The 13,045-nt window shown below is 63.7% G+C and carries 12 protein-coding genes; 2 read left to right on the top strand and 10 right to left on the bottom strand.

The annotated features are described in order from the left end of the window. Positions 1-175: 175 nt before the first annotated feature. The 8 genes from QFZ94_RS14845 to QFZ94_RS14810 form a co-directional block, all read right to left on the bottom strand. Positions 176-817, bottom strand: coding sequence for a histone H1-like DNA-binding protein (locus QFZ94_RS14845; protein ID WP_429457867.1), 642 nt, complete (start codon positions 815-817; stop codon positions 176-178). Positions 818-846: 29 nt separating this feature from the next. Next, complete coding sequence (locus tag QFZ94_RS14840; protein WP_176380933.1) at positions 847-1,164, bottom strand: hypothetical protein; 318 nt, start codon at positions 1,162-1,164, stop codon at positions 847-849. 87 nt (positions 1,165-1,251) lie between these two features. Continuing rightward, positions 1,252-2,475, bottom strand: a complete 1,224-nt coding sequence (locus QFZ94_RS14835) for a ribonucleotide-diphosphate reductase subunit beta (RefSeq protein WP_429457865.1) — start codon at positions 2,473-2,475, stop codon at positions 1,252-1,254. A gap of 585 nt (positions 2,476-3,060) precedes the next feature. Then, positions 3,061-6,060, bottom strand: coding sequence for a ribonucleoside-diphosphate reductase subunit alpha (locus QFZ94_RS14830; protein WP_429457863.1), 3,000 nt, complete (start codon positions 6,058-6,060; stop codon positions 3,061-3,063). Between the two features lie 43 nt (positions 6,061-6,103). After that, positions 6,104-6,238 carry a hypothetical protein gene (locus QFZ94_RS14825; protein WP_368587629.1) on the bottom strand — a complete coding sequence of 45 codons (135 nt, stop codon included), beginning with the start codon at positions 6,236-6,238 and terminating at the stop codon, positions 6,104-6,106. A 357-nt stretch (positions 6,239-6,595) separates the two neighbouring features. Beyond that, entirely contained in the window at positions 6,596-7,192 is a 597-nt protein-coding gene (gene ampD, locus QFZ94_RS14820; RefSeq protein ID WP_429457861.1) for a 1,6-anhydro-N-acetylmuramyl-L-alanine amidase AmpD, read from the bottom strand. Continuing rightward, positions 7,189-7,500: a PP0621 family protein gene (locus tag QFZ94_RS14815; RefSeq protein ID WP_410848641.1), complete on the bottom strand. Its 312-nt coding sequence runs from the start codon at positions 7,498-7,500 to the stop codon at positions 7,189-7,191. The genes ampD and QFZ94_RS14815 overlap by 4 nt, the downstream gene beginning before the upstream one ends. Before the next feature lie 8 nt (positions 7,501-7,508). Beyond that, positions 7,509-8,432 carry a cytochrome C assembly family protein gene (locus tag QFZ94_RS14810; RefSeq protein WP_410848642.1) on the bottom strand — a complete coding sequence of 308 codons (924 nt, stop codon included), beginning with the start codon at positions 8,430-8,432 and terminating at the stop codon, positions 7,509-7,511. 81 nt (positions 8,433-8,513) lie between these two features. On the opposite strand from QFZ94_RS14810, the gene ffh reads away from it, so the two are divergent. Together ffh and QFZ94_RS14800 are read left to right on the top strand one after the other, a co-directional pair. Next, positions 8,514-9,881 carry a signal recognition particle protein gene (gene ffh / locus QFZ94_RS14805; protein ID WP_176105005.1) on the top strand — a complete coding sequence of 456 codons (1,368 nt, stop codon included), beginning with the start codon at positions 8,514-8,516 and terminating at the stop codon, positions 9,879-9,881. Between the two features lie 158 nt (positions 9,882-10,039). Beyond that, positions 10,040-10,591, top strand: a complete 552-nt coding sequence (locus QFZ94_RS14800) for a hypoxanthine-guanine phosphoribosyltransferase (protein ID WP_018437636.1) — start codon at positions 10,040-10,042, stop codon at positions 10,589-10,591. Between the two features lie 93 nt (positions 10,592-10,684). Here QFZ94_RS14800 and QFZ94_RS14795 read toward each other — a convergent pair whose 3' ends face one another. Further along, positions 10,685-11,284: a MarC family protein gene (locus QFZ94_RS14795; protein ID WP_013090584.1), complete on the bottom strand. Its 600-nt coding sequence runs from the start codon at positions 11,282-11,284 to the stop codon at positions 10,685-10,687. 12 nt (positions 11,285-11,296) lie between these two features. Beyond that, entirely contained in the window at positions 11,297-13,033 is a 1,737-nt protein-coding gene (locus QFZ94_RS14790; RefSeq protein WP_429457858.1) for a proline--tRNA ligase, read from the bottom strand. Positions 13,034-13,045 lie beyond the last annotated feature (12 nt).

The following is a 13,045-nucleotide window of genomic DNA, read 5'->3' as shown; positions in this document are numbered from 1 at the left end:
CGCATGCGCCCTCCCGGGTCCATGCGTGTTTTTCTTTCCGGGCGACGGGCAAAAAAAACCCGCCACCGGCACACCGGTAACGGGACATTGACCGGGTGGCGCTCGCAACAGCTCGAGCACGACCCGGTCATCCGACACATCGTGCGATGTGTCGACGTACTGCTACAGCTACTGCTTACGGACGGCTGCCCGTCGGGAACGGCCATGCCGCTGCTGGGTTCAGCGCGGTCTTCACCGTCGCCGCCGGTGCGCTCGAGACAGCAGGCGCAGCGGGAGCAGGCGCGGCCTTCTTGGCGACAGCCTTCTTCGCAGGGGCAGCCTTCTTCGCAGGTGCAGCGGCCTTCTTCGCGGCAGCCTTCTTGGCAGGTGCAGCTTTCTTGGCTGCAGCCTTTTTCGCAGGCGCGGCCTTCTTGGCAGCGGTCTTCTTCGCCGCGGTCTTCTTCGCCGGTGCTGCTTTCTTCGCTGCGGTCTTCTTCGCCGGTGCCGCCTTCTTCGCTGCGACCTTCTTCGCTGCGACCTTCTTCACCGCGGCTTTCTTCGCCGGTGCTGCCTTCTTCGCCGCGACCTTCTTGGCTGCAACCTTCTTCGCCGCGACCTTCTTCACTGCGGCTTTCTTCGCCGGTGCTGCCTTCTTCGCCGCGACCTTCTTCGCCGCGACCTTCTTCGCTGCAACCTTCTTCGCTGCGACCTTCTTCACTGCGACCTTCTTCGCGGCGACCTTCTTGGCCGGAGCAGCCTTCTTAGCCGGAGCAGCCTTCTTTGCTGCGGTCTTCTTTGCTGCGGTCTTCTTGGCCGCGGCTTTCTTTGCAGTTGCCATCATTTTCTCCTTCAGGTTTTCAGATGAGGTCAGTTCAAACTACACCCTTCGTCAAAACCCGCTTCCCGCGGACGCTTCTCAGGGCGCGCGCTACGAAGCGGGCTATTCATCGGCGTACGCAGGTGCAACGCGCTTACGCTAATGAATGCGGTAAGGCGCGCCGTGCCCCAAGGCACCGCGCGCCAAATCTGGTCGGCGTCGCGAGGCGACGCCGGCAATTGCTTGATCGGGCCGCCGGCAACGACGCCAGCGGCTTTTTCCGGGGGGAAGTTTGCCCATCCCACTGAAGGGTCCGCAAAGTGCCTGTCATGTTTGTGGGCCGTCAAGGCACCGGGCACGCTTTGCATCAGGCCGTTCTGCTCCTAACCCGGGGCGCCGCGGCCACAGGCGGCGGCATCCCCATCAATGAAACCATCCGCGACGCGAATCCCGGCTTACTCCCAGGACAGCGCACCGCCAGTCTGATATTCGATCACTCGCGTCTCGAAGAAATTGCGTTCCTTCTTCAGGTCGATCATCTCGCTCATCCACGGGAACGGGTTTTCCTCGTTCGGGTACAGCGGATCGAGACCGATCTGCTGGCAACGGCGGTTGCAGATGAAGCGCAGATAGCTCTTGAACATCGACGCGTTCAGGCCGAGCACGCCGCGCGGCATCGTGTCTTCGGCGTAGCGGTATTCGAGCTCAACCGCCTGCTGGAAGATCGCGCGAATTTCGGCGCGGAACTCAGCCGTCCACAGGTGCGGGTTTTCGAGTTTGATCTGGTTGATCAGGTCGATGCCGAAGTTGCAGTGCATCGACTCGTCGCGCAGGATGTACTGGTACTGCTCCGCCGCGCCGGTCATCTTGTTCTGGCGTCCGAGCGCCAGGATTTGCGTAAAGCCGACGTAGAAGAACAGGCCTTCCATCACACAGGCGAACACGATCAGCGAGCGCAGCAGCGTCTGGTCTGCTTCGAGCGTACCGGTATTGAAGGCCGGGTCGGTCAGCACGTGGATGTACGGAATCAGGAATTCGTCTTTCGCGCGGATCGACGGGACCTCGTGATACGCGTTGAAGATTTCGCCCTCGTCGAGACCGAGCGACTCGACGATGTACTGGTAAGCGTGCGTGTGGATCGCCTCTTCGAACGCCTGACGCAGCAGGAACTGGCGGCATTCGGGCGCCGTGATGTGGCGGTAGGTGCCCAGCACGATGTTGTTGGCGGCGAGCGAGTCGGCCGTCACGAAGAAGCCCAGGTTGCGCTTGACGATGCGACGCTCGTCTTCGGTCAGCCCGTTCGGGTCTTTCCACAGGGCGATGTCGCGCGACATGTTCACTTCCTGCGGCATCCAGTGGTTGGCGCAACCCGCCAGATACTTTTCCCAGGCCCACTTGTACTTGAACGGCACCAGCTGGTTGACGTCAGTCTGGCCGTTGATGATGCGCTTGTCGGCGACATTGACGCGCGCTTCGGAAGCGGCCGCCGCGTTGGCAGCATGAGCGACGGGAGCAACAGCGATGTCGTTCGCGAAGACTTCTTGAGCGGAGGGAGCATGAGGAGCGGAACGCGTTCCGATTTGCGAACCCACAACCGACCCCGCAGCGTTGCGCAACACGTTCGGTTGCGTCGCGCTCGAGGGAGTTACGGCAGTGATCTCGTCATCCCAGTTGAGCATAAATGTCACCATCAATTTAGAACGGTTTGTACCATCTTTTCACGAGCGATAAAAGAGCTCACTCGCGAAAATTCCTGTTTTCGATTCGCGTTGCTACGTTCATACAACACTTTGTTCGACATGCTGCGTGTGACTCATGCAGTCACGCATCGAGTGACGCGTGATGATCGCGTGTTGAACATGTGTTGCCGAGGTCCTTCGCGAGCTCGAAGAGCAACGTTTCGACACGACGTTTCGTTGCTCTATCTATGTGTATTGCGCAGTGCGTTCGCGGCATCCGCCGACCGATCGATGGACCGGTCGATGCCGCGCGAATCGCTCATCGCGAGAGTCGGCGGTGAGCCGCGTTGAGCATGTTGCGTCAGCGTTGGCGGTTGAGGTGCGATGCCATGTCGAGCGATCGTCTGGTGTTGCCAACTGCTGTGTTGCTTCGCTGCATCGACGAGCGGTGAGACTTCGATTCTGCTCACCGCTCATCGCCCTGCTTCCACTTCATCAATGGGGCGCGTCGCTCGCCGCCTGCGGGTCATCACCTACGACCCTCGTGTGCAGTTAGCAAGCATCGCTCCCGCTGCTTGCCTCTCGTTACTGGCAAGCCTCGCACTCGTCGAAGCCAGGATCGCCCGGACGCATCATGCAGACCGGACCATCCGCTTCGGGTGCCGCTTCGACTGTGACCGCGGCAGTCGCTGCCGCTGCCCGGAAGCCGCCGCTCACGCCATCCGCCACACCACCCGTCGAGCCGCCCACACCGAAGCCGCCTGCGCCGCCCGAGCCGTCATGCCCCGAGCTCACCGCGTTCAGCGCGCCGTGCGCGACCGTCGACTTCTCGACGTGCGTCGCCGCCATCGTGCGGAGATAGTAGGTGGTCTTCAGACCGCGCAGCCATGCGAGCTTGTAGATCTCGTCGAGCTTCTTGCCCGATGCGCCCGCCATGTAGATGTTCAGCGACTGCGCCTGGTCGATCCACTTCTGACGACGCGAGGCCGACTCGACGAGCCACACCGGATCGACTTCGAACGCGGTCGCATAGATCGCGCGCAGGTCGGCCGGGATGCGGTCGATGCGCGACAGCGTGCCGTCGAAGTACTTCAGGTCGGCGACCATCACTTCGTCCCACAGGCCGCGCGCTTTCAGGTCGCGCACCAGGTAGTCGTTGACCACCGTGAACTCGCCCGACAGGTTCGACTTCACGTACAGGTTCTGATAGGTCGGCTCGATGCACGCCGACACGCCGATGATGTTCGAGATCGTCGCGGTCGGCGCGATCGCGACACAGTTCGAGTTGCGCATGCCGTAGGTCGCGATGCGCGAGCGCAGCGCCGGCCAGTCCATCGACTCGCTCGAATCGACCTCGACATAACCGCCGCGCGCTTCGGCGAGCAGCGCCACCGAGTCTTGCGGGAGGATGCCGCGATCCCACAGCGAGCCGCGGTAGCTCGAGTAGCGGCCGCGCTCTTCGGCGAGCTCGGTCGATGCGTAGTACGCGTAGTAGCAGACCGCTTCCATCGAGCGATCGGCGAACTCGACCGCTTCGGGCGACGCGTACGGCGTACGCAGCACGTGCAGGCAGTCCTGGAAGCCCATGATGCCGAGGCCGACCGGACGGTGCTTCAGGTTCGAGTTGCGCGCCTTGGCGACCGCGTAGTAGTTGATGTCGATCACGTTGTCGAGCATGCGCATCGCGACGCTGATCGTGCGCTTGAGCTTGTCGTGGTCGAGCGCCACCGTGCCGTCGGCCTGTTCCTTCAGGTGCGCGACGAGGTTCACCGAGCCGAGGTTACAGACGGCGATTTCGGCGTCGCTCGTGTTCAGCGTGATTTCCGTGCACAGGTTCGACGAGTGGACGACGCCGACGTGCTGCTGCGGCGAGCGCACGTTGCACGGGTCCTTGAACGTGATCCACGGATGGCCGGTTTCGAACAGCATGCCGAGCATCTTGCGCCACAACTGCGCCGCCGGAAGCTTCTTGAACAGCTTGATCTCGCCACGCGCGACCTTGTCTTCGTAAGCCGTGTAAGCCGCTTCGAATTCGGCGCCGAACTTGTCGTGCAGATCCGGGCAGGTGGACGGCGAGAACAGCGTCCAGTCGCCGCCTTCCATCACGCGCTTCATGAACAGGTCGGGAATCCAGTTCGCGGTGTTCATATCGTGCGTGCGACGACGGTCGTCGCCGGTGTTCTTGCGCAGCTCCAGGAATTCCTCGATGTCGAGGTGCCACGACTCTAGGTACGCGCACACCGCGCCCTTGCGCTTGCCGCCCTGGTTCACCGCGACCGCCGTGTCGTTGACGACCTTCAGGAACGGCACCACGCCCTGCGACTTGCCGTTGGTACCCTTGATGTGCGAGCCGAGCGCGCGCACACGCGTCCAGTCGTTGCCGAGACCGCCGGCGAACTTCGACAGCAGCGCGTTTTCCTTCAGCGCTTCGTAGATGCCGTCGAGGTCGTCGTCGACCGTGGTCAGGTAGCACGACGACAGCTGCGAGCGGCGCGTACCCGAGTTGAACAGCGTCGGCGTCGAGCTCATGAAGTCGAAGCTCGACAGCACGTTGTAGAACTCGATCGCGCGCGCTTCGCGGTCGATCTCGTTCAGCGACAAACCCATTGCGACACGCATAAAGAATGCCTGCGGCATTTCGATACGCACGTTGTCGTGATGCAGGAAGTAGCGGTCGTACAGCGTCTGCAGACCGAGGTAGCCGAACTGCAGGTCACGGTTCGCGTCCAGCGCGGCGCCCAGACGCTTCAGGTCGAACTGCAGCAGCTTGTCGTCGAGCAGCTCGGCTTGCACGCCGCGCTTGATGAACTGCGGGAAGTACTCGGCGTAGCGCTCGCCCATCTCGGCTTGCGTGACTTCTTCTTCGAGGATCTCGCGGCGGATCGTGTGCAGCAGGATGCGCGCGGTGACCTGGCTATAGGCCGGGTCCTTCTCGATCATCGTGCGGGCAGCGAGGATGGCCGAGTCGTAGACCTGGCTCATCGGTACGCCGTCGTACAGGTTCTTCACCGTTTCCGCGACGATCGGCTCGGCGCTCACCGCGTCGCCGAGGTTCGCGCAGGCGGACTCGATGATGCCGCGCAGCGCGGCCATGTCGAGCGGACGCGTGATGCCGTTGTCGGTCACGTTCAGGCCCGGGGTGCTCGCGGCATCTGCATGGTCGTCATGCGCGCGCGCCTGGTTGCGCTTCTCGCGATACAGCACGTAAGCACGCGCGACGTTGTGCTCGCCGCCGCGCATCAGCGCGAGTTCGACCTGATCCTGAATGTCTTCGATATGGAACGTGCCGCCGTTCGGACGGCTGCGCACCAGCGCGCGCACCACGTTCTGCGTGAGTTGCTCGACCAGTTCGCGCACCCGCGCCGACGCCGCGCCCTGACCACCGTTGACGGCGAGGAACGCCTTCGTCACGGCGATCGCGATTTTCGACGGCTCGAACGACACCACGGTGCCGTTGCGGCGGATCACCTTGTAGTCGGCGTAGCTCGCTTGCGGCGCGAGCGACTGTGCGCCTTGAGTCTGGCCGAAAGCCTGGCCAGTCGGTGAGCCCTCGTACCGGGTGGTCACGTTGTCGGTGGTTTGCATGTGCAAAGCTCCTGGTCTTGGAAATGGCGGCGAGTGCCGCGGATTAAAACGAACGCCGCGCCGCCGCGTGCGCGAGCGATGAGGTGCAGGAAAGCCGGCTCTGCCGGTTGGCGGGATGCAACTGCGAGGAAGCCTGGTTCGATTTGATGACGGTCTTCATCGGGTCGGTCGCGATCACTGGCTGGTCCTTTCCTGAATGCTTCTGGATGCGGCCGGAGATCCCCCACCGGCTGCGCCCCCAGGAATTTTTCTTCGCTGTCTGGAATGCTTGCGGCGCCGTGCTCGGGGAGCGGGGCGCCGCCTACTTATCCACTCTTATTCACTCGGTTATGCACATGGTTATTCACAGCACAACACAAGATATAGTGCGAAACTCAGTTGTCGGCACCAAGTATAGTGGAGATTCGAGACAGGTCAAACCGTTTTATTTGCGTTCGAAGTCTTGACTTTTGCGTTGCGCGACGCGCATTAGCTCCCCGGAGAAGCAGGCTGCGCCTCGTTCTCTGCGGATCACGCAAGATCGTGCGAAGGGGGATTACCGCGTTTCGGAAAACTTGAGATAGGGGAAATACCGACCGTCCAGCGACGTGTCGTGTTGCAGCCGCGGCCACTCGAAATGTGGACCGGGATCGGTCTTGCGACCGGGTGCGATGTCGGAGTGTCCGGCAAGCGCGTCGATCGGATAGCGCGCCTTCAGCGCGCTCACCAGCGCGGCGAGCGTGCGATATTGCGCCGCTTCGAAGGCGGTGGTGTCGCTGCCTTCGAGCTCGATGCCGATCGAGAAATCATTGCAGCGCTCGCGGCCGAAATAATTCGACGGTCCCGCGTGCCACGCGCGCTCATTGCACGACACGAACTGCTCGAGCGCGCCGTCGCGATGAATCACGAAATGCGCGGACACACGCACGCCGCGCAGATGCGTGTCGTAGTACGGGTGGGCGTCGCAGTCCAGCGTGTTCTGGAACAGCTCGGCAATCGCGGTGCCGCCGAACTCGTTCGGCGGCAGACTGATGTTGTGAACGACGATCAGCGTCGGAACCGCGCCTTGCGGCCGCGCTTCGAAGTTCGGCGAGGGGAGCTTGCGTGCGGCGGGAACCCAACCGTCGGCATCGACGGTGAAGACGTTGCTCATCGGGCGTCGCGGCCGCTCGGACGCGCGCTGTGACGCTGCGCGTGCGCGGCGCAGCAGAACGCCTGCCCCGCGACGTTGACCGAGTCGCTCTTCGGTGCATGCACGCCGCACTCGACGCAGCGAATCATCGGTTCGGCGAGCTGCGGCTGTTGTCCATTCGAAGAACGCGCGCCGCCATTCGCGGCGCCGTCGCCGTTGGCGCCGCGCGCGCCGGTGCGTTGCGCGGATTGCGCGTCGTGGCGGCGCAGCGCCTTCACGAGCCACTGACCGACGATGAACAGCAGAATCAGCAAAAAGATTTGTCGCATGGGGACGCTCACACTACAGGCCGGTGCAACAGCACCTCTAAAACGAAACGGCTGCCGACGTACGCGAGCAACAGCGCGACGAACGAGGCCAGCACCCAGCGCAATGCCGCACGGCCGCGCCAGCCGGACACCTTGCGCGCGGTCAGCAGCGCGCCGAACATCACCCACGAAAGAATCGCGAACACAGTTTTGTGATCGAGCCGCAACGCGCGGTCGAGCAGCTGCTCGCTGAACAGGATGCCCGACAGCAGCGTCAGCGTGAGCAGCACGAAGCCGGCGCCGATCAGACGAAACAGGAGCTTCTCGAGCGTGAGCAGCGGCGGCAGCGTGTCGAGCCAGCTCGACCACCAGCCGTTGCCCGACGCCGCATGTCGCTGCGCAAGAGCGCCGCGCATCGAATGCAAACGCCGCTCGATCGCCAGCATCAGCACCGCGTGCAGCGCCGCGATCGCGAACAGACCGTACGCGATGTTCGCAATCAGGAAGTGCAGCTTGAACATCGGCGCGGCCGCATACGGCAGCACGCGCACGCCGCCGAACGCAAGCGGCAGCAGCGATGCGACGCACGCGAGCGGCAACACCAGCAGGCGCAGTCCGTCGAGCGGGAAGAAGAAGCTTTCGATCCAGTAGATACCGGCGCCGAGCCAGAACATTGCCGACAGCGCGAACGCGAAGCCGAACACCATCGCGTTCTGTGGGAAGATCGTGGTATGCAGCAGTACGCCGTGAGCGAGCAGCGCGACGAATAACAGCGCGCGCCCGGGCGCGCTCATGCCGGAGGCCACCAGAGCGCCCGCGTGGGCGGCTTGATCGGGCAGCGGCGGCACGCTCTCGAGCAGCGGATGCAAGGCCGCGTGCCGGTGCGAGCGCCAGCCGGCCACGGCAAGACCGCCGTAGAGAAGCGCGGTGAGGGCATACAGTACAATATCCATATTCGAAGTTTACACTAGGGCCCTTCCCCGCGACGCCTTCCGCTTCGCGCGCTGCGCGGGCCCCACCGTTCATCGCTCCCCATGCTCGACAATCTGACTCAACGGATGGCGCGCGTCGTCAAGACGCTGCGCGGCGAAGCCCGGCTCACCGAGGCGAACACCCAGGAAATGCTGCGCGAGGTGCGTCTCGCACTGCTCGAGGCCGACGTGGCGCTGCCCGTCGTGCGTGAGTTCATCGCGAAGGTCAAGGAGAAGGCGCTCGGCGAGGAGGTGATCGCCAGCCTGTCGCCGGGTCAGGCGCTCGTCGGCGTGGTGCAGCGCGAGCTGACCGCGGTGATCGGTGGTGATTACGAAGGCAAGGCCTCCGAGCTCAATCTCGCCGTTACGCCGCCCGCGATTATCCTGATGGCGGGTCTGCAGGGCGCCGGTAAAACGACCACGGTCGGCAAGCTCGCGAAGCTGCTGCGCGAGAAGTACAAGAAGAAGGTGCTGACGGTTTCGTGCGACGTCTATCGTCCCGCCGCTATCGCGCAGCTGAAAACGGTGACCGAGCAGGTCGGTGCGGACTTCTTCCCGTCGGAGCCGAACCAGAAGCCGGTCGACATCGCGCGCGCCGCGGTCGACTGGGCCAAGCGCCACTATCACGACGTGCTGCTCGTCGACACGGCCGGCCGTCTTGGTATCGACGAAGCGATGATGCAGGAAATCGCCGCGCTGCACGCCGAGCTGAAGCCGGCGGAAACGCTGTTCGTCGTCGACGCGATGCTCGGTCAGGACGCGGTCAACACCGCGAAGGCGTTCAGCGACGCGCTGCCGCTCACCGGCGTCGTGCTGACCAAGCTCGACGGTGATTCGCGCGGCGGCGCGGCGCTGTCGGTGCGTCACGTGACGGGCAAGCCGGTCAAGTTCGTGGGCGTCGCCGAAAAGCTCGACGGCCTCGAAGTGTTCCACCCGGACCGCATGGCGAGCCGGATTCTCGGCATGGGCGACATTCTTGCGCTCGTCGAGGAAGCGCAGCGCGGCGTCGACGTGCAAGCCGCGCAGAAGCTCGCCGACAAGGTCAAGAAAGGCGGCGACTTCGATCTCAACGATTTCCGCGCGCAGCTCTCGCAAATGAAGGGCATGGGCGGCTTGTCGTCGCTGATGGACAAGCTGCCCGCGCAGTTCCAGCAGGCCGCCGCCGGCGCCGACATGAGCCAGGCCGAGAAGCAGATGCGCCGCATGGAAGGCATCATCAACTCGATGACGCCAGCCGAGCGCGCCAAACCCGAGCTGATCAAGGCGACCCGCAAGCGCCGCATCGCGGCCGGCGCGGGCGTGCAGGTACAGGAAGTCAACCGCATGCTGAACCAGTACGAACAGATGCGCACGATGATGAAGAAGCTCAAGGGCGGCAACCTGCAGAAGATGATGCGCGGCATGAAAGGCATGATGCCCGGCATGCGCTAAGCTTGATGGGACCGGCGCGCGCTCGCGCCGATGCGCAGCGTGGCTGACTTCGGCATCGTGCGGGTTTATTCTGTAGCGCATCGCGTCGTCCCTCGCGTGAACGTCCCTCGGGATGTTGCCACTCACACTATGTATACAGTTATCGGCCGTCAGACGTCATGAACCGCGAAGAAGCCCTACAGATTTTTCAACATTCCGAAGAGATCGTTTCGGCCTCGGACGTCACCGCGTCGATCGCCCGCATGGCGGCCGCCATCCGCGACGAGATGAGCGAGGACTTCCCGCTCGTGCTGTCGGTGATGGGCGGCGCCGCGGTGTTCACCGGCATGCTGCTGCCGCACCTCGATTTCCCGCTCGAGTTCGACTACATCCACCTGACGCGCTACCGCAACACGACCAAGGGCAGCAACGAGATGCAATGGCGCGTCGCGCCGGCCGAGTCGGTCAAGGATCGCGTGGTGCTCGTGCTCGACGACATCCTCGACGAAGGCGAGACGATGGCCGCGATCCGCGACCGCATCCTCGCGATGGGTGCGAAGCGCTTCCTGTCCGCGGTGCTGTGCGAGAAGATCATTCCGAAGGCGAAGCCGCTGCGCCCCGATTACTGCGGCTTCGAAGTGCCGGACCGGTACGTGTTCGGCTGCGGGATGGACGCGAAGGGTTACTGGCGCAACCTGCCGACCATTCGGGCGTTGACCGAGGGGGCGTGAGCGGCGCGTCCGCGTACCGGCGAAAAAAAAGCAGCCCGCCAGGCTGCTTTTTTTATGGCTGCGACGGTGGCGACTCGAGCATCGGCTCCCGCTTCACAGCTTGTGCACGAAAGAACGGATCCCGCCGAGCATCATCTCGACTGAAATCGCGACGAGCACCAGCCCCATCAGCCGCTCGAACGCCGCCATCACCCGTTCACCGAGCCACGCCTGAATGCGCTCTGCGAGCATCAGCACGATCGCGCAGATGATCATCGTGACGGTCAGCGCGCCGACCCACTCGAACGTCTGGCCCGGCGCCTGCGAGGTCAGCAGCATGACGGTCGCCAACGCCGACGGACCTGCCAGCGCCGGAATCGCGAGCGGCACGATCAGCGGCTCGCCGCCGCGCGCGTCGCCGCCGAATGGCCCGTCCGGATGCGGAAACACCATGCGCAGCGCGATCAGAAACAGGACAATGCCGCCGCCGATCCGCAGCGACTGGTCACTCAGGCTCATCATGCGCAGAAAGCTCTGCCCGAGCACCATGAACACCAGCAGGATCGCAAACGCGATCGCGACCTCGCGCAGGATCACGACCGTGCGGCGCTCCGGCGACACCCCGCGCAGACAGCTAATGAAGATCGGGATGTTGCCGAGCGGATCGGTGATCAGGATCAGCAGCACCGTCGCGGACAGGAAGGTGTACTCCACTGCCCGCCCCGCTTAGTTCGCGAGCGCCGCGCGCACTTTATCGATCACCGTCTGCGCGGCGTCAGCGACCGGCAGCAGCGTCGCTTCTGCGTGGCGACGGCCCTGATACTCGATTTTGCCGTCCTTCAGTCCGCGGTCGCCAATGACCAGCCGGTGCGGCACGCCGATCAGCTCCCAGTCGGCGAACATCACGCCCGGACGCTCGCCGCGATCGTCGAGGATGACGTCGATGCCGGCCGCGACGAGTTCCGCGTACAGCTTGTCGGCCTGCTCACGTACCGCGTCGCTGCGGTCGTAGCCCATCGGACACAGCACGACTTCGAACGGCGCGATCGACTCCGGCCAGATGATGCCCTTGTCGTCGAAATTCTGTTCGATCGCGGCGCCGAGGATACGCGTGACGCCGATGCCGTAGCAGCCCATTTCCATCGGCCGCGGCTTGCCGGTTTCGTCGAGACAGGTCGCGTTCATCGCTTCGGAGTACTTCGTGCCGAGCTGGAACACGTGGCCCACTTCGATGCCGCGGCAGATGTCGAGCACACCCTTGCCGTCCGGCGACGGATCGCCCTTCTTCACGTTGCGGATGTCGGCGACGACCGGCTCCGGCAGGTCGCGGCCCCAGTTCACGCCGGTGGTGTGATAGTCGACCTCGTTCGAGCCGACCACGAAGTCGCTCATGTTCGCGACCGTGCGGTCCGCGATCACCTTGACCGGCTTCTTCGTGTTGATCGGACCGAGATAGCCCGGCGGCGTCCCGAACGTTTCGATGATCTCGGCTTCGGTCGCCATGCGGAAGTCGGCGAGACCGGGCAGCTTGCCGACCTTGATCTCGTTCAGGTCGTGGTCGCCGCGCAGCATCAGCAGCCAGATGGTCGGCTCGGCGCCTTCGTTTTCGGTGGCGAGAATGACCGACTTGATCGTGCGCTCGAGCGGAATGTTCAGCAGTTCGGCGACCGCCTCGCACTTCGCCTTGCCGGGCGTCGCGGTCTTTTTCATGTCCTCGGCGGGCGCGGCGCGTTGCGCGATCAGCGGCAATGCGTCGGCGGCCTCGACGTTCGCGGCGAAATCGGAACTCGGGCAATAGGCGATCGCGTCTTCGCCGGTGTCGGCGATCACGTGGAACTCATGCGAGCCGCTGCCGCCGATCGAGCCGTTGTCCGCCGCCACCGCGCGGAACTCGAGGCCGAGGCGCGTGAAGATGCGCACGTACGCCTCGTACATCTTGCGATACGACTCGCGCAGACCTTCCGCGTCCTTGTCGAACGAGTACGCGTCTTTCATGATGAACTCGCGGCCGCGCATCACGCCGAAACGCGGACGGATCTCATCGCGGAACTTCGTCTGGATCTGATAGAAGTTGACCGGCAGCTGGCGATAGCTCTTGATCTGGTTGCGCGCGATGTCGGTCACGACTTCCTCGTGCGTCGGACCCAACACGAAATCAGCCTGCTTGCGGTCCTTGAAGCGCAACAGCTCGGGACCGTACTTCTCCCAGCGGCCCGATTCCTGCCACAGTTCGGCCGGCTGCACGGACGGCATCAACAGCTCGATGGCGCCTGCCCGGTTCATTTCCTCGCGCACGATCGCTTCCACCTTGCGGATCGAACGCAGGCCGACCGGCAAGTAGTTGTAGATACCGCCCGCGACGCGGCGGATCATGCCCGCGCGCACCATGAGCTTGTGGCTGATGATTTCGGCGTCGGCGGGCGCTTCTTTGAGGGTGCCGATAAAGAAACGGGAAGCTTTCATTCAAGGTGTCCA

The organism is Paraburkholderia sp. JPY465 (assembly GCF_050436725.1).
GTDB classification, from domain to species: domain Bacteria; phylum Pseudomonadota; class Gammaproteobacteria; order Burkholderiales; family Burkholderiaceae; genus Paraburkholderia; species Paraburkholderia youngii.
The sequence above is the reverse complement of the archived record's forward strand: the minus strand, read 5'-3'. Positions and strand labels throughout refer to the sequence as shown.